General features: G+C 41.6%; 17 protein-coding genes. 2 read left to right on the top strand and 15 right to left on the bottom strand.

Annotated elements, in window-relative coordinates; all coding sequences use genetic code 11:
* The first annotated feature begins 22 nt into the window (after window positions 1-22).
* A complete protein-coding gene (locus ALT761_RS20230; protein WP_129740726.1) occupies window positions 23-1,207 on the top strand; it encodes a glycoside hydrolase family 88/105 protein in 1,185 nt (394 codons plus the stop codon).
* Window positions 1,208-1,245: 38 nt separating this feature from the next.
* Window positions 1,246-2,505 carry a right-handed parallel beta-helix repeat-containing protein gene (locus tag ALT761_RS20225; protein WP_129740725.1) on the top strand — a complete coding sequence of 420 codons (1,260 nt, stop codon included), beginning with the start codon at window positions 1,246-1,248 and terminating at the stop codon, window positions 2,503-2,505.
* Between the two features lie 265 nt (window positions 2,506-2,770).
* Here the strand turns inward: ALT761_RS20225 and ALT761_RS20220 are convergent, their stop codons facing one another.
* From ALT761_RS20220 to ALT761_RS20150, 15 genes are all read right to left on the bottom strand, one after another.
* Window positions 2,771-3,916, bottom strand: a complete 1,146-nt coding sequence (locus tag ALT761_RS20220; RefSeq protein WP_129740724.1) for an alpha-hydroxy acid oxidase — start codon at window positions 3,914-3,916, stop codon at window positions 2,771-2,773.
* Between the two features lie 119 nt (window positions 3,917-4,035).
* On the bottom strand, window positions 4,036-5,331 hold the full coding sequence (gene rhaI / locus ALT761_RS20215; protein ID WP_129740723.1) for an L-rhamnose catabolism isomerase: 1,296 nt from the start codon (window positions 5,329-5,331) through the stop codon (window positions 4,036-4,038).
* A 9-nt stretch (window positions 5,332-5,340) separates the two neighbouring features.
* Window positions 5,341-7,533 (bottom strand): bifunctional rhamnulose-1-phosphate aldolase/short-chain dehydrogenase, encoded by a 2,193-nt coding sequence (locus ALT761_RS20210; RefSeq protein WP_129740722.1) that lies wholly within the window; start codon window positions 7,531-7,533, stop codon window positions 5,341-5,343.
* A 158-nt stretch (window positions 7,534-7,691) separates the two neighbouring features.
* Window positions 7,692-9,083 (bottom strand): FGGY-family carbohydrate kinase, encoded by a 1,392-nt coding sequence (locus ALT761_RS20205; protein ID WP_129740721.1) that lies wholly within the window; start codon window positions 9,081-9,083, stop codon window positions 7,692-7,694.
* A 312-nt stretch (window positions 9,084-9,395) separates the two neighbouring features.
* Window positions 9,396-10,193: a DeoR/GlpR family DNA-binding transcription regulator gene (locus ALT761_RS20200; RefSeq protein WP_129740720.1), complete on the bottom strand. Its 798-nt coding sequence runs from the start codon at window positions 10,191-10,193 to the stop codon at window positions 9,396-9,398.
* A gap of 131 nt (window positions 10,194-10,324) precedes the next feature.
* Entirely contained in the window at window positions 10,325-11,155 is an 831-nt protein-coding gene (gene kduI / locus ALT761_RS20195) for a 5-dehydro-4-deoxy-D-glucuronate isomerase (protein ID WP_129740719.1), read from the bottom strand.
* Between the two features lie 45 nt (window positions 11,156-11,200).
* Window positions 11,201-11,974 (bottom strand): 2-dehydro-3-deoxy-D-gluconate 5-dehydrogenase KduD, encoded by a 774-nt coding sequence (gene kduD / locus ALT761_RS20190; RefSeq protein ID WP_129740718.1) that lies wholly within the window; start codon window positions 11,972-11,974, stop codon window positions 11,201-11,203.
* 26 nt (window positions 11,975-12,000) lie between these two features.
* Window positions 12,001-13,293: a TRAP transporter large permease gene (locus tag ALT761_RS20185; protein WP_129740717.1), complete on the bottom strand. Its 1,293-nt coding sequence runs from the start codon at window positions 13,291-13,293 to the stop codon at window positions 12,001-12,003.
* The gene (locus ALT761_RS20180) at window positions 13,290-13,793 is read right to left on the bottom strand and encodes a TRAP transporter small permease (RefSeq protein ID WP_331903094.1); all 504 of its coding nucleotides are present in this window, start codon (window positions 13,791-13,793) and stop codon (window positions 13,290-13,292) included. Before ALT761_RS20180 ends, ALT761_RS20185 begins: the two co-directional genes overlap by 4 nt.
* Entirely contained in the window at window positions 13,790-14,785 is a 996-nt protein-coding gene (locus ALT761_RS20175) for a TRAP transporter substrate-binding protein (RefSeq protein ID WP_129740716.1), read from the bottom strand. The genes ALT761_RS20180 and ALT761_RS20175 overlap by 4 nt, the downstream gene beginning before the upstream one ends.
* A gap of 2 nt (window positions 14,786-14,787) precedes the next feature.
* Window positions 14,788-15,693 carry a sugar kinase gene (locus ALT761_RS20170; RefSeq protein WP_129740715.1) on the bottom strand — a complete coding sequence of 302 codons (906 nt, stop codon included), beginning with the start codon at window positions 15,691-15,693 and terminating at the stop codon, window positions 14,788-14,790.
* Window positions 15,694-16,043: 350 nt separating this feature from the next.
* Complete coding sequence (locus tag ALT761_RS20165) at window positions 16,044-17,477, bottom strand: sulfatase-like hydrolase/transferase (protein WP_129740714.1); 1,434 nt, start codon at window positions 17,475-17,477, stop codon at window positions 16,044-16,046.
* Window positions 17,478-17,552: 75 nt separating this feature from the next.
* On the bottom strand, window positions 17,553-19,262 hold the full coding sequence (locus ALT761_RS20160; protein ID WP_129740713.1) for a nucleoside transporter: 1,710 nt from the start codon (window positions 19,260-19,262) through the stop codon (window positions 17,553-17,555).
* 417 nt (window positions 19,263-19,679) lie between these two features.
* Entirely contained in the window at window positions 19,680-20,810 is a 1,131-nt protein-coding gene (locus ALT761_RS20155; RefSeq protein WP_129740712.1) for a ParB N-terminal domain-containing protein, read from the bottom strand.
* Window positions 20,807-21,733: a ParA family protein gene (locus ALT761_RS20150; protein WP_197725005.1), complete on the bottom strand. Its 927-nt coding sequence runs from the start codon at window positions 21,731-21,733 to the stop codon at window positions 20,807-20,809. Before ALT761_RS20150 ends, ALT761_RS20155 begins: the two co-directional genes overlap by 4 nt.

The raw sequence follows: 21,733 nt of genomic DNA, 5'->3' as shown, positions 1-21,733 counted from the left end.
AATCAGTTAACTTTAAGGATGCATGATGAAAACCCACATACGCAAAATAAGTCGGTATATCGGAATAAAAATCGGCTTGTTCGCTATGGCTTATATACCACTAACCTCATTGCAGGCTGAGGCCGTATTGCCAACACAAGAACACGTGATGGCACAAATGGAAAAGGTGGCAAACTGGCAAGTTGCGCGCACACAACATATGACACATGTAGGTCGTGCTCGGGCTGGTTCTGAAGCATATGGGCGATGGATTCAGGGCGCCTTTTATAAAGGGCTCACCAAACTTGCTGAACGGTCAGATAACCCTTTTTACGAAACCTGGATTGGTTATGTGGGGGACGCCCATGACTGGAAGATGGGTAAGGTCAAATACTTTGCCGATGACCACGTTATCGGACAAACCAACCTTTGGTACTACCGAAGGCACAAAAACGAAGAAGCACTTGCGCCAGTAAAAGAAACGTTTGACTGGTTAATTGAGCAAGCCCCCGATAATAGTCTCGAATTCGTCGCCGGCAGAAATAAAGATAACGTACACAACTGTCAATGGCGTTGGTGCTGGGCTGACGCTTTGTTCATGGGACCGCCAGTACTGTTTGAGCTTTCAGTAATTACAGGCGAGTCCAAATACGCTGATTACGCCCACAAAGAGTTCCAAGCAACTATCGATTACTTACAAGACCCGAAAACCAAATTAATTTTCCGAGACTCTCGTTATTTCGACAAAAAAGGCAAGTTCGGTGAGCAAGTTTTTTGGTCTAGAGGAATGGGATGGGTATACGCAGGCGTTGTACATGCTTTGGAGAGCCTCCCTCAAGACCATCAATACCGGCCCTACTACGAGTCACTTTATCAAGAGCTTACATCAGCAATCGTGAAACTGCAGAAGCAAGATGGTGCTTGGCCTATGTCATTGCTAGCAGGAGAGAGATATGTAGAGCCAGAAACCAGTGGCACGGCTTTTTTCACGTATGGAGTTACGTGGGGCATTAATAACGACTTGTTGGATGAAAGCACGTACCTGCCCTCTGCATTGAAAGGATGGCAAGTGCTGTCATCAGCAGTACATCCAGACGGAAAGTTCGGGTGGGTGCAAGGTGTTAATGAAAAGCCTGATGTAGTAACAAAAGATGACTCCCAGCTATTTGGTGTCGGTGCGTTCTTACTCGCGGGAAGCGCGATGTATGACTTTGTAGATTCACAATAACTTCTAACGTTGTTTGGTGGAAAGAACAGGAATTAACTATGAGAACAGATATAAAAAATTCGCTACGAATACTTGCTACGTGCAGCACTATGCTGTGGGTAGGTCAAGGGATAGCTGCAGACTGTAGTAGTAACCCAGCCAATCCGAACGGTAAAGCATCGAAACTTCAAAACGCATTGCAACAAGCAACAAACACTGGAAAACCACTTAGATTAACCGGGACTTACTATATCGGCACTGATAAAGACGCCACAGATGGGAAGCAGATACTCAAAGGAATAAATGTAACCTTGCGAAAAAATTTGATCGTTGACGCAACGGGTGCTCGCTTTATCGCAAAGGCAGATTTAGACGGCGACCTGTTTAGTTTCGACACGAAGAACAATGACAACGTGTGCTCAAACAAAGGCCAGCTTGCTAATTTTTCATGGAAAGGCGGAGATTTCGATATGTCTCGCGCCAAAGTTTCTACGGTTGTTCCTATCACACGTTTAACACCAGCAGGACGAGAAGGAAACGATAAAACCGCCGATGCGCTATCTATCCGTGGTGTTGTAAATACAACTAACTATCACAAGCTAAATGAACTCGTCATCGAATACATTAACTTTTATGGAACGCGTAATAACAGCGACCCATTTTATGAGGCGGGTGGAGACAGCGGCATTTTAATGACAGGCGCACTCAAAGCCACAATTAGATATAACAATTTTTATGGCGTACGCGATGCCGCAGTTTACTTATCAGCGGGTGGGGATAACGGACAATTTGGTGACCATTTTACCATTCACGATAATTACGTAGAGCGTGCGTTTGATGGCTTCACCTCTAAAAGAGGCGCTGACAATATAGTTATGCGTAGCAACGTACTGAAAGATGTCGTTGTGGGACTGAGTACAAAAAGCGTATTTCGAGGGTGGCAGGCCACAAATGTCAAAATACGTGACAATACCATCGATAATGCCATGCGCGCAATCAGTCTTGAAACCACAAATAATGTGACGATTGAAGACAACGAGATAAACAAACTGGGCGACGTTGTGGCAGCTCAAACTTCTAATAGCCAAGCTAACTTTAACGCCTATAGCGATGCATTCGAAGGTATTTCACTAAATGGTGTTCAGGGAACAAATACAATAAGAAATAATAGTATTAGGGGTATTACCGGAAGTTCGCGAGAAAGCTCAACCACAGCATGGGGTATTGTGCATCGCAGCTACGAAGATCGTGACACTAAAAATATAAACAAAACGAACAACACATTTTCAAATTTAGATAAGTGGAGTAAGTACCTCTAGCTGTATTACCCTATAAAGTTAAACACTATAAAGTTAAATAGCTCAGACTTAATCTGACAGTTACCCGCTTTTAGGTGCCGCTGTCAGATTGAATTTGAGCTAAATTCTTCTCAACCCAACTTTGTTTCCCATCGATTAATGTTGCTAGTGATGCTCTACTACAGCACATTTTGCACATAAGTTGCGTAGCATGTTAAATACAGCGGTTATAAAGACTGCTTATTTGTAGAAGAGGGGGGATGAAAATAATTCGTTAAATTAGAACCTATCTAAATCTAATATGGTCACGATTTAAGTCACTAATTTTTGAGCAGCCCATCAGTCGCATGTCGCGCTCAATCTCTGCAACCATTAATTGCATTGCTCTTTCGACGCCTTCTTGTCCAGCCGCAGCTAAAGCAAAAAGATAAAAACGTCCTAACCCAACGGCTTTTGCTCCTAGCGCTAGCGCTTTTAAAACGTGCGTGCCTCGTTGAACACCACTGTCAAAAATTACGTCTACTTTATCACCAACAGCATCAACTATTTCTGCGAGGTGGTCAAAAGAACTTCTCGATCCGTCTAGTTGTCTTCCACCATGGTTAGAAATAACTATACCTGTGCAACCTATATCAACTGCACGCTTTGCGTCTTCTACGCTCATAATGCCTTTGAGACAAAACTGACCATCCCAAAATTTAACCATCTCTTCAACGTCCTTCCAGTTCATAGAGGGGTCAAGCATATTAGTAAAATAGTCTCCTATCGAACTCGCGCCTCCACCCATATCTATGTGTGCGTCTAACTGAGGAAGAGAAAACTTCTCGTGAGTAACATAGTTAATGCCCCACATTGGCCGTGTTGCAAATTGCCAAAGGCCTTTAAGATTCAATCGAAAGGGAATAGCGAAACCGGTTCGTAAATCACGCTCTCTGTTACCGCCTGTAATAGAATCTACTGTTAACATCATGACTCCGATGTTAGATTCTTTTGCTCTCTCCATCATAGCCTTATTCAAGCCACGATCTTTGTGGAAGTAGAATTGATAAACCTGCGGCGTATTGTACTGCTTAGCAATTTCTTCCATGCTTACTGTGCCTAGTGAAGAAACACCAAACATAGTGCCGAATTTCTCTGCCGCACCAGCAGTTGCACGTTCACCCTGATGGTGAAACAAGCGCTGAAGTGCAGTTGGAGATAAATAGACCGGAAGTGCAAGCTTCTGACCCATTACCTCAACGCTTAAATCAATGTCTTTCACACCCGTCAGAACATTTGGAATAAGATCGCAACTCTGAAAAGATTCAGAGTTACGACGCATCGTCACCTCATCATCAGCACCGCCGTCAATATAATTGAATATAGGACCTGGCAACCTCTTCTGCGCTAACTTTCTAAAATCATGATAGTTATGACAATTACTTAGTAACATTTGCGTTTTCTTATTCCGACAGTTTGACAATATTTATTAATTTTATTCTTCTTCTTTCTTATTCTTATTCGTTTGCTTTTTCGTAGGATACAGATAGAAAGCGGCTATCTTTTTTAAATCTATACAATGCCCGAACCAGTAGCGTTTGGATCTCGTGGACGCTCTTTATCCATCGTTTCTCTATAATTTATCGAGCGATAGGCACCAATAGGGTTAATCGCCGCAGACTTACGATAGCGAGCCATAGCAAGAATAGGGGTTACATCTATATTGAACGCTTTCTTAAGTTCCATTGATGCCATCATCGCATCATTGTCTTCTTGATAGCCATATAGTGTTTCCCTATCTACCAAAAGTGCCTTGACGTAGGAACGCTGAACTTCAATGGCAGAGATAACCAAGCTTTCTATTGGATCAGTAACGTTGTGAGACTGATCTAGCATATATGCAGGGTTGAAACCCTCTTGCTGACGGTGCTTCGCATCGACTAACTCGTTAAAAATAAGAAACTGCTGATAAGGGTGTAATGAGCCGCTATCTAAATCATCATCACCATATTTACTATCATTAAAGTGGAACCCACCCAGCTTTTTAAACTGGATTAAACGAGACACTATCATTTCGATATTCGTATTAGGTGCGTGGTGGCCTAAATCAACGAGGGATTTGCACTTCGGTCCCAAGTGCATTGCAGCAAGCAAGTTTGAACCCCAGTCTTGAATAACAGTTGAATAAAAAGCGGGTTCAAACATTTTATGTTCGATATGCATTTCCCAATCGCTTGGTAGGCCTGCGTAGATTTTCTCCATGCTTGACAAGTAGCGCTCAAAAGCGCGTTGAAAATGCTGCTGACCAGGATGGTTAGAACCATCACCTACCCACACCGTTAGGCTTTTAGCACCCAATGCCTGCCCATATTCAATACAATCTAGATTGTGTTGAATGGCCAACTCACGAGAAGCTGCTTGCGTATTACTTAAGCTTCCGAACTTGTAAGACGACTCTTGACCTGGTTGGTCTTGGAATGTGTTGGAGTTTACCGATACCCAATTAAGTCCATATTCATTAGATTTCTGCTTCAATTCACTGAAATCGTCAACTTTGTCCCATGGAAAATGTGGTGACACACTGTCAGTGCAGCCAGATAATTCGTTGATGACCGCACAATCTTCTAGTTTTTCGAAAATATTGCGTGGCTCACCTTTCAATGGAAAGCGAGCAAATCGAGTTCCACCGGTACCAGTACCCCACGATGGTACTGCTATTTGAAATTGTTCTGCTGCTTTTGTGAACGTTTCAATATCAATACCATCACGGCCTAGCTTTTCACCTAGGGCGTCATAATCAGATTTTAAATCTTTATAAAGTTCTTCGTTCTTTTCGCTTACTAAAGCTGAATCTATTCTACGTAACATAATCTACTCCTAGCGTAGGAAGGCTTCGTGCAAACCGCCGTCTACACTAATAATTTGACCTGTGGTTTTGTTTAGCTGACCAGACACAAGGAGATAGGCAGCCTCAGCTTGATCTTCCGGTGTAATTGGTGACTTTGTTAATGTTCTTTGCGCATAAAACTCAGCCAGACTTGTACGAAGGTTCTCTGTGGAATCTGATTCTTGGAACGGAATGTTGTACTTAGTCAGTGAAGATATAACCCGGTCGCGTGGGAACATGCTGCTACCTTGCACTACGGTGGCAGGAGCAAGCGCATTAACATTAACTAGAGGGGACAACGTAACGGCAAGTTCTCGAACAAGGTGGTTAGCAGCAGATTTACTCGTATCGTAAGCCAGTGAACCTTTCTTAGATACCGCACCATTAACGCTAGTGGTGAGTACCATATTTCCTTTCATTTGCTGCTTTTCCCAGATTTTCTGTGCTTCAGAAGCCACAACATAGCCGCCTTTAACGTTCACGTTAAAGCTTAGCTCAAAGACTTCATCATTTTTTGCTAAATCTGCGCCCTCTGCGATAAATACACCCGCAGTAACAATAACCTTATCAATGCCGCCGTATGCCAGCGTTACATTAGTAAACAATTCCTCTACGGTTTTTCTATTGGTTATATCAACACCAAGCGCGATGGCTGGGCCGCATGAAGAAATACCCGTGCCAGCTACTCCGATACCTTTACCATAAATAGCTTCTAACTCTTCTGCTGTTGCTTTAGCGTTTTCAAGGCGAAGGTCTGCACAGACTACATGTGCGCCCTCTCGAGCAACGCGATGAGCTGTTGCTTTACCAATGCCGTCTCCAGCACCGATGACAACAACAACGTCTCTAGCTAGAGGAGCTTCCTTTGGCATTCTTTGAAGTTTGGCTTCTTCTAAAGCCCAGTATTCGATATCAAATGCTTCTTGTGCAGGAAGAGCTGTATATTCAGAAATTGCCTCTGCCCCTCTCATTACTTCAATAGCACAGTTGTAGAATTCAGCGGTAACGCGGGATTCACTTTTGTTCTTACCCCATGCAATCATTCCAACGCCAGGAATTAGCACTACTGTTGGACTTGGGTCACGCATTGCCGGTGAGTCTTCACGTTTGCATGCTTCATAATACGCCGTATAGTCCTGTCTATATTTCTCTAGCGCCGCATCAAACTTCTCAACAAGTTCTTCAAGTGCATCCGATTTAGGATCAAAGTCGATATAGAGTGGCTTAATTTTCGTTCTTAAAAAATGGTCAGGGCAAGAAGTACCAAGCTCGGCTAGACGAGGAGCATCAACGCTATTAACGAACCTTAGTGTGGCTTCGTCATTTTGAAGCGTGCCAATGTACTTAACATTAGTCGATAACTTCCCTCTTGCGATAGGCATAAAGTCGGTTAAAAGGCTTCTTGCTTCATCTTCAGCTAGAGATTCTACCTTTTGTCCACCGAACGTGTTTTCGCCTTTATCATGCTCTTCAATATAACGTGCTGCAGTTTCGATAACCCATAACGAGGTTTCGTAACAACTTTTACTTTCTGAAGACCAATTGGTGTGCCCGTGTTGTCCTAAAAGAATACCCCAGATATCCGGGTTCGCTTCATAAGCATCTTCACATACTTTTGCTGCTTCCCAACCAGGACGCATCCAAGGAACATAGGCTAATTTTCCATCCCATATCTTAGCAGTCAGCGCTTCTTGGTCTTTACACGATGCTACAGAAATTACTGCGTTCGGATGTAGGTGATCAACGTGCTTTTCTTCAATCATTGAATGCAGAGGCGTATCTATTGATGAAGCGCGAGGGTTTAGGCAGAAATTACAATGCTTAAACATGCCTACCATCTTGTCTTCACCAGCGCTCTTGTACCCTTTATCAGGATATTGCTGGTAAACGTTATCTAATGCGCGGAGTTTATCGGCATATAGTGAAGAAAAGTTCTCTTTTTTCGATGTTCTTAAGTCACCGCCTGAGCCTTTAACCCATAACACTTCGACCTGTTCACCTGTTAATGGATCTTCTTCGAGCAGTTTGGCGGATGTGTTTCCGCCGCCAGTATTAGTGATTCGTTGGTCTTCGCCTAGCTTATTTGAACGATATACTAAATTCTCTACGGGAGAGAGTCTATCTGCCTCTTCATCTTTCCAAAGGTACTTAACATGCTTGTAATCATCGGGTTTAAAAGCCATTACAGTGTCCTAAAATTATCAGTTAGATATGTTTCACAAATGTAAACATCGATTATGATAGTAACAATACACGCCACTTCCAATCCCTGTCAATCATTTTCAATCATTATTGGTTTCATTTTGACTGTATTATAGTTTTCAAGGTTTATATAAGGACGTTATTGAGCGATTTTGATTAATTCAACCCATTCATCAGCATATGAGTCCAGTCCAGAAAAGTTAGAGGGCTCTACTTTTTCCAAATCCAATGAGTGCTTCTGGTTCTTTTTATATCCAATAAGTGCTGCTGCACCTAGTACTGTGCCTGTATTGTCTGTCGAAGCGAAAACTGGCTGCTGACGACGCAGCTGTGCAACTAAGCGACATAGTAGTGGGTTCTTGAGAAAAGCACCTTCAATATAAATTGCTCCCTTAGCTTCGAGGTCATTTAGCCGTTGATTAATCATAAGTGCACAGTAGAGTGTTGCGATAGCTTGTGGTGAAGGAGGTCTTTCAGGGCACAGCAATTGTGGCGTTAAATCGGGAAATGGGCCGTTGCCCTCACTAAAATCAGGCGTGACCCGCCAACAGTTACTTATTGCTTCTTGAACTTCTGATTCTGTTGGGTTCATCTTTATATTGCCACCGAGCGTGGTACAAATACGCTCGTATTCACGTCCTCCCATAAATCTGGCACATGAAACTGGGTTACTGTTTATATCTACATTAGCTAAGGTATCTACTTTATCATGAAGGGTACTCACGTCTCCCCCAGACTGCATCAATATAGTCCACGTGCCTGTAGACATTACGGTAAATTGTTCAGTCGGTTGAGATTCGATATTTAGATATCTTAAGAAGCTCGCATTACTATCGTGAATGCCGCAATAAAGCTTACATGAAATAGGTAATGACGTTTTTCTAGATACGTCAGCATTTACTTTTCCTATGCAGTCCCATGCATTTTTTAGAGGTGGGAATAGCTTCGACCATTCCTTGTTAACGGCGATAGTAGAAAATTGACGCTTTGCTGGTTGCCATAAGTCTGTATGGCAGCCCAAAGAAGTCACCTCTGAGCTCAGCTCTGCACCCAATCTCCATGCCCAATACTGCGGATATAAAAGAATTGCATTAGCCTTTGCAAATTCTTGCGGGTACTTTTCTTCTAACCAATAAAGCTGCTTACCTAAATTCAAACCTGCCGGCAGTAATGGGGACAAGCTTTCACTAAAGTCAGGACGCTCAAGCTTATAACGTTGCGCACATTCATCAATGCCCTGATATTCATAATCTAAAATTGGAAGTGTAAGCGCTTTAGATCTATCTGTTGAATTGTCATCAATTAGTGCCGCTGTGGCGCCGTGGGTTGTTACAACAAACCCCTCAACCTCTTTTGTATATGTGCACGACTTTAAGGTTTCTACTATCCAGTCCCATATACTGTCTACGTCCGCCTGAGGATACTGACCTGCAATCGGGGCATTTTTACAGCTGAAACTTGCAACTTGCTCGTAGCCTGAAACAAACAAGAGCTTTATATGAGTTTTACCAATATCTAAAACAGCTTTCACTCTAGCATTAACTCCAAATTTTCTTGTGAATGTAATATCAAAGGAGCGTCAATTTAGTTGTAGCTAAGCGTGAACTGAAATGCTTACCAGCTATGCTGCTTATGACTTCTCTCGAGGATACTTCCAAAATATAATGTTTATGTATAACAAACAATGATTGAAATTGAAAGCTTTTGACTGAATATAGTGACTGATAAGACTACGTGATATTATTTGCTAGACGCTGAGGTCAGCGTGCGCCAATGGAGGATAATTGAGGTAAAGAGATTTCACATTGTGAGAAATCTCTTAGAAGAAAAATGTGACTATTTACTAGGCTGCCTCTAGTGTCTCGACGTCAACAACAATCACTTCGATGCCGTAGCTTCTGATTTCGTCTAACTGCGCTTTATCAGCACAATTGTCAGTGATTATAATATCCACAGAGTTCAAATCACAGAAAACAAGATTGCTTTGCAGACCGATTTTTGTGCTATCTGCTAATACAACCAATTTATCAGCCTGCTTGCGTAGTTTTTTCTCTGCCAAGATTAGCAGCGGATCAGACTCCATAACACCGTACTTACTGATGCCAGGCGTTCCCATAAACATCATGGTTCCGCGATAGTTCTGTGTAGTATCATTCTCGAAAGAACTTAAAATGATACTCTGCTTTCTATAAACCTCACCACCTGGCAAGGTTACTTGGTTCTGACTGTTCTCTACCAAATCCTGAGCCAAGACAAATGAGTTGGTTAAAACATTTAATCTTTTATCTCTCAGGAATTCGGCCATCATGTAAGTAGAGCTACCGCCGTTGATAATAATAGATTCACCGTCTTTACAAAGCTCACATGCCGTTTTAGCAATAGCACGTTTGATATCGGCATTCTTTTCCCTATCAATTAGAAAGGCATTGCCAGAAAGATAGAAATTTGAGGTAGAACCGGTATCTATAACTTGTGCCCCACCCCTTATCTTTTTAATCTTTTTTTGAGACGATAATTTTTTCAAATCTCTTCTTATCGTCGCCTCAGATGCGCCTAATTGACTGCACAATTCAGGCACACTCGCAAAGGTGGACTCTTCTAATACTTCTAGAATTAACTGTTGTCGCTGCTTTTCAAGCATTGCTTTTCTGTCCTATTTGGCGTTATAGCGTTTAATATAATCACCAAAGCAACCAAAATCAATCAAAAAAGTCATTATGTGATTGATTTTGATAAAACTTACATACTTGATGGCAATTTACAGTCTAAAACTTAACTTAAAGCAGAAATTTCGATGTGGTCCATGTCGTCAAACTCTTGGTTTTCACCGCCCATGGCCCAAATAAAGCTATAATTTGTCGTCCCCACTCCACTGTGGATAGACCAACTAGGTGACGCAATAGCAATTTCAGGCGCTAAAGGAAGAGTCTTGACTTCTTTTGGCTCACCGAGCATATGAAACACTCTTTCACTTTGATCGAGATCGAAATACATATAAATTTCGGTTCTACGAAAATGAGTATGAGGGGGCTTAGTATTCCAAACACTTCCCGTTTTTAATTCGGTAATCCCCATGACTAACTGACAACTATCGACAATTCCAGGCCGAATAGATTGAAATATTGTTCTTTCATTAGATGTTTCTTGAGAACCAAGATCTATCTGTTTTGCCATCGTTTTGGGCACATGGACGGTTTTGGTAACTCGGTGCGCAGGATATGAAACCATATAATATTTAGCTGGGTTATTCGCATCCTTAGAGGACAAGACAACTTCTTTACTACCCCTAGTAACATAAAGGCTGTCTTTTTTAGCCATTTCAAAGCTTTCACCATCAACACTTACCGCGCCTTCTCCACCGATGTTAATAATTCCTAGCTCTCGGCGCTCACAAAAGTAATCAGCAGCAAGCTCTTTATGCGTTGGTAATTCAATAGAGGCCTCTGTCGGCATAGCGCCGCCGATAACCGCCCTGTCAACATCAGTGTAAGTTAGCGATAGATGACCAGGAGTGAAGAGCTCTTCCGTTAAAAAAGCTTCTCTTAACTCCTCATTTGTCATACTTGGGTAACTGCGCTTATTGGTAGAAAATAAAAAGTTCATATTGTCCCTATTTGATATGTTGTAAGAAAAGTTGGCGGGCTCGCATTAGCGAGCCATCCAGCCGCCATCAACAAGTAATACATGCCCGTTCACGTATGATGACGCTCGAGAAGAAAGAAAAATAGCTGCGCCACCTAGGTCGTCCGGCTGGCCCCATTTTTCGGCAGGAATTCGACTGGTAATACTTTCAAATCGCGCTTGGTCTTGGCGGATGTTGTACGTATTGTCTGTTTCGAAGTATCCAGGAGCTATTGCGTTTACTTGGATATTTTTATTGGCCCATTCGTTCGCCAGTGCTTTTGTTAATTGCGCCACACCACCTTTACTTGCAGCGTAGGCTGGAACAGTAATACCGCCAGAAAAACTTAGCAAAGAGGCGATATTTATAATTTTTCCACTGCCTTGTTTCAACATCTGTTTGCCCGCTTCGCGACAAAAAGTGAATACACCGTTTAGATTCACATTAATGACTTCGTTCCAATCTTCATCTGAGAACTCATGTGCTGGAGAGCGCTTGATTGTTCCGGCGTTATTTACTAAAACATCAATATGCCCATGGTCTTCAATAATTTTATTTACGGTATCTATGATTTCTGAAGTGCTTGATTGATCACATCCATAGCCAGCACACTCGATACCATTCTTAACCAACAGCTCAATTGTAGATTCAACGCTTTTTGTCGACGAGCCTATCGCTATAACTGTTGCGCCCGCTTGACCTAATGCTAGTGCAATACCTTGCCCTAAGCCTCTACTAGCTCCTGTAACAACAGCAACTTTGCCATGCAAACCAAATTGTCTACTTAAATATTCAGACACTTCATGTCTCCTAACTTTATGTGTAATTAAATGAGACCCAAAAGCTTGGGCAGGAATTCGCTAATTTCGGGGAAAATAATTGTAAGCGCCAATGCCACAAGCATGGCGGCATAAAGAGGCAGTATGGGTTTCATTATGCTGCTGATAGATACCTTGCCAATGCTGCACCCGACAAATAGAACGCTGCCCACTGGAGGGGTACATAAGCCTATAGATAAGTTTAAAATCATCATTATCCCGAAATGGAGAGGAGATATATTAAGCATCTCAGCGATGGGCAAGAAAATAGGGGTAAAGATTAAAACTGCAGGCGTAACATCCATAAATGTGCCAACGGCCAATAGTATAAGGTTCATAATGAGCAATATAATGATGGCATTTTCAGATACAGAGAGTAACGAATTACTTATTGCTTGAGGTATTTCCTCATACGACATTAACCATGACATTGATGCCGAAGCACCGATCAGAAACATGACTATAGCGGTAGTGTTAACTGTTTTCAGTAAGATGGGATAAATGTCCCTAACGCTAAGCTCTCTGTAAAACCCCAGAGCTAAAACTAGAGAATAAAGAACCGCAATAGCGCCAGCTTCAGTAGGAGTAAAAAGCCCTCCGATTATTCCTCCAATGATCAATACTATGAGGAAAAGACACGGTACTGCTCCCAATAGGCTTGGCAGAAACTTTCCAACTACTATATTGTTCTCTGTTTTTATGCCGTTCTTTTTTACATAATAACCAGCACCCAACATGAGCAATGCTGTTACTAAAAGTCCCGGCAGATAACCCGCAATAAACAATGCGGCAATTGACACCCCACCGCTCGCTAGTGAGTAAATAATGAGTATATTACTTGGTGGTATTAACATGCCGGTAGTTGCAGCAGTAACCGTTACTGCGGTACTAAATGGTCTGCTATACCCCTCTTTTTCCATTGCTGGAACCATAAAGCCGCCTACCGCCGAAGTGGCAGCAACTGCTGATCCAGAAATTGAACCAAATAATGCACACGAAATGATGTTTACGAATGCCAGTCCGCCTGGAAGTTTTCCTACCAATACTTTTGCAAACTCAATAAGTCGTACTGCGATACCTCCCTGCCCCATCAAATAACCCGACAATACGAAAAAAGGAATCGCTAAAAGTGCAAAGCTGTCTACACCGACCGCCAACCGTTGAGCAAGCGTTGTTAGTGCAGGAAGCGTATCAATTGTGAGTAACATTGTTGCTAGGGTCGCGACAATGATACTTATCGCAATAGGAATATTAATAAGTAAAAGTATTAGAAATATTCCAAACAGTACTAGCGAAGTCATAGTGCTTGCTCCCTAAGCTTATTAGAGTTTTTCATTTCGAGAAGGCCTAATACGCCATAAACAGCAAACAAAACACCGCTTATAGGTACAACCATATAAACAAATCCCATTGGGATACCTAAAACAGGAGAGGCTTGCTTTAACAAAAATGTTATATAGGTTAGGTTTGTTCCACCTACTACAAGCACGCCTAATGCAAACAGAATAACTAGTGTATAGCCCAGTCTTGATACTATTATCGCCCCACTTTGTTTTAGCTTTTTGGTGAGATAATCGAAGCCTAAATGGCTATGCGTGTGAAATGCATAGGCGCTACCGAGCAAACTTATCCATATCAGTAAAAAGCGTGCAAGCTCTTCAGTGAACGAGCTTGGATGGGGCAGAATGAAACGTGTAATCACTTGCCACGTTACATTCAAAACTAATAACGCCATCATGAAGGACAGCAATACGCGAAGAAATTTGTTTAACCCTGAAATTGAAGTAGTTAAAGCTTTCACATTTTTTCTCCTAGGCCCTTTATTTCTTGAACCAACTTTTCAAGTTCGGTTCCCCGCAGCCCTTCATAAATTGGTGCTACACTTTGTTGGAATTGCTCCTTGTCAGCTGCAATAACTTGCACGCCAGCCTCTTTCACAATTTCCAATGATTTCTCGGTAGATTCTGCCCACATTTCTTTTTGATAATCAGTTGCTGCCTGCATTGCATCTTGCAGCCATGTTTGTTGAGTGGGGCTAAGTTGATCCCAGACATGAGTTCCAACAATAATGACGTCAGGGATAGAAGTGTGTTCGTCTAAAATGAGATACTGGCTTACCTCATAGTGTTTAGAGAAGTAGAAACTAGGAAGATTATTTTCAGCGCCGTCAACCACGCCTTGCTGTAACGATGTGTAAAGCTCGCCCCAGCTTACAGGCGTTGCAGATCCTCCCATGGTATTTACCATGGACACAGCTGTTTGGCTGTTCATAACCCTTATTTTTTGACCTTTTAAATCATCTGGTGACTGGACTGGTTTTTTCGTCGTATAAAAGCTTCTTGAACCTGCATCAAAATAACCAAGCCCTTTAAAGCGGTACTGTTCGCCTGCCGCAAGAAGCGCTTTCCCCACCTCTCCGTTCAATGTTTTCCAATAATGCGCTTGGTCATTGAAAAGATAGGGTAAACTAAACACCTTCATCTCGGGAACAAAGGTCTCAAGTGCACTTGCTGACACTTTAGTCATCCCCATGCTACCAATTTGTATCAACTCTAGAACCTCCCTCTCGTCACCTACTTGGGAAGAGGGGTAGATAACAATAGACATCTTTCCTTCAGAGTTACGCTCTAACTCCTCTTTTAAAAATACTAGGCCTTTGTGAACTGGGTGATTAATATCAAGCTGGTGCCCTAATCGAATGACATAAGTTTCATCTTGTCCTACATCGTTGCACCCATAAAGCGCAGTTAATGGCATTAGCAACAGCAGATAAAACAATCGGTAACATCTCATTGTTATTCCTTAATCAACGTGACTTCACGCGGAACAATTGCCCCTTTGTGAACGATTACTTGGGCAGCGCAGAACTGACCAGCCCGAATGCACTTTTCTAAATCTTCACCTTTGGCTTTATTGGCCAAAAATGCACCGTTGAAAGAATCGCCTGCCGCAGTTGTGTCGATAGGTTTAACTACATTTGGAACATCAAATTCAAATTTTCCCTGACTATTGGCTGTAGAAATGCCATTCGGTCCGTTTTTCACTACAACCTCTGAAGCGCCAGCTTTTAACCAACGTTCTATACAATATTCAATTGAGTGCTCGCCATGTAAGCTTATCTCGTCTTCCATACTCAGCAGCGCTATATCAGTAAGGTTCATTATCTGATTGAATGTTTTGGAAGCCTCATTGAATGAAAGCCAACTCTTTGGGCGATAGTTATTATCAAAAATAACTTTTCCCCCTTTGTCTCGGTATATTTTCAAAAAATCAAACAGTTTGGCTCTCGAAAGCTCGGAATAGATTGACAAGGTAATACCGCTAAGAAATAAAGCATCGTACTCTTGAAGCTCTTCAAAAATTTCTGGATATTGTTCTAACAGAAGCTTGGCTGGTGAGTTCGAGCGCCAGTAATGGAAATGTCTTTCACCGTTAGCTTCATTTTCGATCATATAGAGGCCTGGGACACTATTAGCGAGCTTTTTTACGTGTTTTACACCGACACCTTCGCTTTGCCAGTTCTCAAGCATCTTGTTGCTAAACACATCATCGCTTAAGGCTGTAACGTACTCTACCTGGCCTCCACAACGAGATAGATATATAGCGGTATTAAGAGTATCTCCACCATAATTGAGTTGGTAAAGGTCACCTTCACTGTTTGATAACTCAATCATGCATTCGCCAATAATCGCTAACTTCACCCTACTGCACTCCAACCTTAATATTGCGTGAAATACAATTTAAGACATCTTCACGCAACAAAAATCATTAACAACTTGTAAAATGATTGTATATGAACGCATAACAATCATCAACACTCAAAATCAATCATTACTGTTTTTGATTACAATGTTGGAAATAGTTTCACTAAGGCAGCAAAACAGGCAGACGCGATTTAATTAAGCACTTAGTCATTAGATAGAAGAGCCTGCTCACGAGGGGGGTAACGAGAACCCTCGTGAGCATGATGATGTACTAGGTTTACAGGGCTGATACGCGATTCAGATGCTTCTATTTAGCTCACAACTGGTACAGTAAAGATCAGCACATCTTAGTGAGATGGCATCTCATTTTCGAAACTATTTCGACTTCTAACTTCCTCGCTGCGGGCAGCTTCGTACTTGTCGATGTATTGGTCAGCTCGCTGAAGAAGGGCATCTCTCAGGTACACGTATTTATCGTTATAAGCTAGGTTCGTCGTTTCTCCTGGATCTTCATCAAGGTCATAAAGCTGAACATAGTTGTTTTTGTAAAAGTTGACTAATTTCCAGTTCGAGGTTCTCAGTCCGTACATCGGGGGTATTGGAGCGCGCTTTGGTTGATACATGTGTTCGAAGAAAAATTCCCCCCTCCAACTAACGATTTCTTCACTCTCGATAAAGGGAATTAGACTTCTTCCTTGGTATGAGCCTGGTATTTCAACACCAGCAATGTCTAGGATTGTTGGCGCAATATCAATATTAAGAGCAATTTCACTAACCTCTTTTTGCTTTTTACTGCGCGGGTCTTTTATTATTAATGGAACTCGAAGGTCTTCTTCCCATCCAAACCACTTTCCAGCTAATTGCCTTTCATTGAGTGCATAACCGTTATCGCCGGTGTAGATAATTATCGTATTATCATCTAGGCCTAATGACTTAAGTAATTGATTTAAAGATCCTACCGCTTTATCAACACTACTGATTGCTCGGTAATGGCGCTTTACAATTCGTTGATACATTTCAGGGGTAGAGAACCTATATTCCCATCGAATTCGACCCATTGATGATTTTAAAAAATCTGGCAAGTCTTCATAGATGGCCTCATCGGACATGTTTGCAGGAGGAATAATTTTATCAGAGTACATATCCTCAAACTCTGCTGGATAGTGGAACTGTTCATCTTTATCAACGTCATGGGCATGAGGATTCCAAAAATTGACAGCAAGTGCCCATGGTTTATCTTTTTTTGAAGCTTTCTCAATAAACTCGCTTGCTAAGTTTTGAATATAGTAGGTTTGTGGTATTTGCTTTCCTTGCCACTCATTTTTTTTCGACTGTAGTAAAGGTTTAAAATAGTCAAAACGCTGCTCATCAGCTCCTGAGATTTTAATCTCATATTTTCCGACAAACCCTGTGCTATAACCTGCTTTCTTAAGCAAAGCAGGGTACATATTTGACGACTCCTCTTCACCAGTAGCGGGACGACCGAACGTGAAGTCATGGGTTCTTTCCGTTAAGCCAGTTAATATACTTACACGGCTCGACGCACATATTGGTGTAGTAACGAAGGCGTTATCAAACAAAACGCCTTCACTTGCTATCTCATCAAGATTCGGTGTTTTGACAATGGTAGATTTTGAACCTAATAAGTCCCAACGGTGATCATCAGCAAGTATAAATAAAATGTTTGGCCGAGAATGCTCAATATTGCTGCTGTTATCAGCACTCGCATTTGCGGAACATAAATAAATAGTAAGAAGAGAGATTAAGAGCAGAGTTTTCATCTGTATTACCCCTGGGTATTAAATAAAAAGCCCCTCTAGCCCATAGAGGCTAGAGGGGAAGCCCTACTTTGGAAATTAATTTTCAGACACTGTCGCGCTGGCACCTGCTTTACTCTCGACTACAGTGCTATTGGCATTAGCAATATACGCGTACGTCGCAGTTATAAAATAGATGATAGTTGCGACTAGCAGAGGTGTGTGTAGGTAGCTGTTATCGCCATCTAGAAACGCCATTACCCCAATAATTAAACATGCAACGAGCGAGGCAATGGCGGCAACAGAGGCTAAAGATAGGATAGACGGTGCTCTTCTGCCCTCGACAGCTGCGTTATGAGGTTCCAAGTTCGCCAGATAAATCCTTTCATCGACTTTTCTATTGAGTTCAATTCTTTCTGCTTCAACCGATGCTGGATAAACTTTTTTAGCGCCCATAGCAATCGCCAACAAACAGTAAGTTGCCGTCGAATATAGCCATATAGGGATTAGCAAAAAGAATAGGTGGAACACACCTGACTGTTCAAGAACATAGCTAAGGGCTAGTGCTGTCAGCCAAGTAATAATTGCAGCAAAATTTGTAGTATTCCCTTTATACTGCGACCAATAACGCGTTAATCCCATTCTAGGAAACAGCCAGTGCTCTGCAACGATTATTGCCCCAACAGGAGCCATCATCAATCCCATAATTCCAACAAAACCCAATAGCTGAGAAAATACGAAGGGAAAGCAGGCAATAATAGTGGTTACAACACCAACTACTATTGTTGACTTCTCTCTGCCCCACTTTGGATTGAGTGAACTAAATGCTAAACCAGCACGATAAATAGTAGGATTAGAAGTCGTCCAACCGGCAATAATTACTGCAATAATCCCGCATGTACCTAATGCTTGATAAGCTACCGCACCAGGATCTAAGCTAGTTATCGCTGTACTTAAAATTATTGCAGCACCGGCCCCCATTATGCCTGCGCATATCCATGCCATGTAGTGACCAATAAACATGCCCAGAGCTGAAAAGAATCCATACTTTGAATAACGAGCAAAGCGTAGTAACGTCATATCACCCATTCCGCCGTGCATCGCTAGATTAGCGACCCATGCGAAAGCAGCGACATGCCAAAAGCCAACTTCATCACTCGTTTTTATCCAAATAGACTCATTGGCAATGGTGTAGAAATCTGAAAAAGAAGATATTGAGGCTATACCTGGCGTTGCTTCTATTAAAGCAGGAAGGAGGAACAAAGCGCCAACGATAAACATTAAGATCATCCAAGGAGCACAAACCTCTGCAAACGCAGCAAGTTTTTCAAAGCCTTTTACAGCCATAAACACGACGACTGCCCCCACAAAAAGCGCGACCAATACAAATCTAAAATCAGAAGGGAGCCAACCTACTTGGGGAGGAATATCCAATAAAATCCTAACAGCTGATGCGGAAACCGTAATCATTGCACCAGCAAGCACACTGAAAAGAATGCCATTTACTACGCTATAAAGCTTAATAGTGCCCTTTCCTGCTATCTTTTCTAAGTAAGCATATAGTGTAAGACGTGTGTCGGTTGCAATTGGCGCAGTTAAAAGACCCCACGTCAAAACGGCTAACAAATTACCGAGCAGTAGCCCGAGTAAAATATCTCCCGCACCTACCCCCCAAGATACAAAGAGCGCACCAATGACGAACTCAGTACCGGCTACATGTTCTCCCGCATAGCTACCTGCAAATGCGCGAGCTGGTTGTAATTTCGTTGGGCTTATTGGTTGTGATTCAAACTCATCTGAACTCGACACATTTCCTCCATTATTCTCGTTTTAGGCTCTAATTAATTAAAGCCGCTTAAAAAGGAAGTAAAGATGATTACTTTTGAGCGATTATGACTTAACTGTAAGTTTCAATCAACAAAATTGTTACTAGAATGTTTCTTAACATTAATAAAAGGATAAATGAAAGGATATAATGAAAATCTAATACATTGATTTAACGCTGCTCTACATGAAACGTAAAAAAGTGTACTGGTTTCAAAATTTTTTAAGGTAGAGGTACTTGGCTATATAAAAGAAAATCTCTATCAACGGATCGAATTTCGATAAATAGTGTAATCTATAGATTTTAGAGGAAGTTAAATTAAAAATGAAAAACGCTACAGTCCTTTAATAGCAGGAGGTGTAGCGTTTTGAAGCTGAAGTGTTTCCGCGGAAATAATTATTTTATTTAGTCAATGATTTGATAAGTTCTTTTAGTACCGCCTCGAGCATCAAGGGATCCTCAAAATCTACTTTATCCCAATCGATACCCAATTCTAGTTGAGTAACATCTTCTTTTAGTAATCGTTTAATAGCTGCAGTTTGATTCACTTTTACTTTTGGTAACGAAATGTATTGCTTAGTTCTTCCCGCTTTTTTTATTGTAGGGGTTTGTAAGTACTTTGAAAATTTTCCGTCGTTAAAAAGGTCAACAAGGTATTTCTCAACCTCTCCCCTTCCCTTCTCCTCTGCTTTTATAATTTCCTCATATAGCCCTCTTAAGGACTCAACAATTCTATTTTCTAACAAAGGCATTACTTGCTTTCTATAGTCATGAAGTTTGTCATAACGGTAGAAAGTGGTGCGACCAATTCCTAAATACGATGTAACTATTGATGCCCTATTTGTTTCAAGCTTATTTTGCTCTATATTCTCTAGTTCTTTAACAGCATTAGAATAACTGCTTAGCGCGTCAGGAAGCGTCAGGTCATTTCGTGAAAAGTTTTCGATATGACGCAAAACACTAATATTTTTAGGTTTCTCAGCATAAATCTTAACTTTTACCTTAATTAAGCCACCATAGAGATATCGAATAGCATAATAACGTCTATGCCCAGCCACGATAGCGTAATCAGACATATTTTTGCGCCACACAGCGATAGGGTGAATCAACTCGCTGTGTTTCAGCGTTTCGGCTAACCCTTTTATTTCTTCAATCTCTGCGTTTACAGCTTCATATCTGGGATTACTTTTATCTAATCGATTTTCGATGATATCTTTTTCGCATACTACGCAATCGGTCAAAGAAGCGATAGACTCGGCATCATCGCGCTTTGCGAACTTAACCGGTAGATAACGAGGATTGTCAGACTGAGGCTGTATGTAATCGACCAACACTCTATCGACTTCAGAAGAAGTCTTAAACAAGGGGTCATCGTGAACACTACTCTCTTTTGATTTATCCCGTTCCTTTAAATCATCAAGCATCTGTTGAGATTTTTTAGAGACCCCTTCACCGGACTGATATTTACTTATAAGATCTTCTTGAGACGTTGGCTTGGCAACCCTTCTACTTCTTGGTTTTTTTGCTGTCATGTCATATCTCCCCACAAACTATCTTCAATCAAGGTATAAAGCTTCTGCATTTCACTTTTTGCATGATGGTTATAAACATAGTTAAAGTGAGTCTCGTCAACCGATGGGCGCTCCATTACTCGATAACAATTTCGCTGTTGTAACCAAAACGGACTCATATATTTACCAGTCGGACCTTCTTTATCATAGAGCTTCGCCAACGCAACTTCATCTTTCTGCGTCAAACGTGACTTGCTTGGAACTTTATTAGGGACAACCCCTACAATTTGTAAAGGGTTTGAAGCTCGGTCTTCGTTAATGCGATCTATACGGTTTAAAAGCATAGGTACGCCATCTATTGAGTCGTATTCAGGTTCTGTAGGAATTATTACGTGGGTAGCTGCACCTAGCATTCCGGCTGAAACTGGGGATTTACTTGGAGGATTATCGACAATTACGATGTCGTAATCATCAGCAAGTTCTTCTACGGAAAACCAGTCTCGCATATGAGCTGTTATTTTTGATACTAACCTATCCGACTCAGGAGTAAGCGCCAATACTCTATCTACATTTCCCTCTGACGGTAAAACCTTTATATTTTCAAAAGCCGTGGGATATTCATACACTGGAGAATTAAATAAAATATCTGTACTGGTATTTCTACCGCTCCACTCAGGATCATCTACATCATCAAACTCTGGATGGAGAGGTGCAGCATATTCATCATCGCCTGGGATTGCGTCCATTTTTAAAAACGCCTTTGATGAATCTTGCTGAGAGTCATAGTCTAGCACTAAAACGCGACGCTTCTTTCCTTTACCGTTAGGACCACCAGTGGCCAGCAAAAAAGCGATTGTAGAAGCTAAAAAGGTTTTACCCACCCCCCCTTTTCTGTGGTAGCTGGAGAGAACACGCATTCCATTATACAACTCTGTTTTCTTCAT

Source organism: Alteromonas sp. 76-1 (genome assembly GCF_900654235.1).
Classification (GTDB): domain Bacteria; phylum Pseudomonadota; class Gammaproteobacteria; order Enterobacterales; family Alteromonadaceae; genus Alteromonas; species Alteromonas naphthalenivorans.
This window is presented reverse-complemented; position numbering and strand designations above follow the sequence as displayed.

What these genes read in the sequence shown, in the direction of transcription:
- ALT761_RS20155 (WP_129740712.1), bottom strand. Translation starts at nt 20,810, where the DNA reads ATGACAGCAAAAAAACCAAGAAGTAGAAGGGTTGCCAAGCCAACGTCT.
- ALT761_RS20175 (WP_129740716.1), bottom strand. Translation starts at nt 14,785, where the DNA reads ATGAGATGTTACCGATTGTTTTATCTGCTGTTGCTAATGCCATTAACT.
- rhaI (WP_129740723.1), bottom strand. Translation starts at nt 5,331, where the DNA reads ATGTTACGTAGAATAGATTCAGCTTTAGTAAGCGAAAAGAACGAAGAA.
- ALT761_RS20165 (WP_129740714.1), bottom strand. Translation starts at nt 17,477, where the DNA reads ATGAAAACTCTGCTCTTAATCTCTCTTCTTACTATTTATTTATGTTCC.
- kduI (WP_129740719.1), bottom strand. Translation starts at nt 11,155, where the DNA reads ATGAACTTTTTATTTTCTACCAATAAGCGCAGTTACCCAAGTATGACA.
- ALT761_RS20200 (WP_129740720.1), bottom strand. Translation starts at nt 10,193, where the DNA reads ATGCTTGAAAAGCAGCGACAACAGTTAATTCTAGAAGTATTAGAAGAG.
- ALT761_RS20225 (WP_129740725.1), top strand. Translation starts at nt 1,246, where the DNA reads ATGAGAACAGATATAAAAAATTCGCTACGAATACTTGCTACGTGCAGC.
- ALT761_RS20185 (WP_129740717.1), bottom strand. Translation starts at nt 13,293, where the DNA reads ATGACTTCGCTAGTACTGTTTGGAATATTTCTAATACTTTTACTTATT.
- ALT761_RS20150 (WP_197725005.1), bottom strand. Translation starts at nt 21,733, where the DNA reads ATGAAGAAAACAGAGTTGTATAATGGAATGCGTGTTCTCTCCAGCTAC.
- ALT761_RS20210 (WP_129740722.1), bottom strand. Translation starts at nt 7,533, where the DNA reads ATGGCTTTTAAACCCGATGATTACAAGCATGTTAAGTACCTTTGGAAA.
- ALT761_RS20230 (WP_129740726.1), top strand. Translation starts at nt 23, where the DNA reads ATGATGAAAACCCACATACGCAAAATAAGTCGGTATATCGGAATAAAA.
- ALT761_RS20220 (WP_129740724.1), bottom strand. Translation starts at nt 3,916, where the DNA reads ATGTTACTAAGTAATTGTCATAACTATCATGATTTTAGAAAGTTAGCG.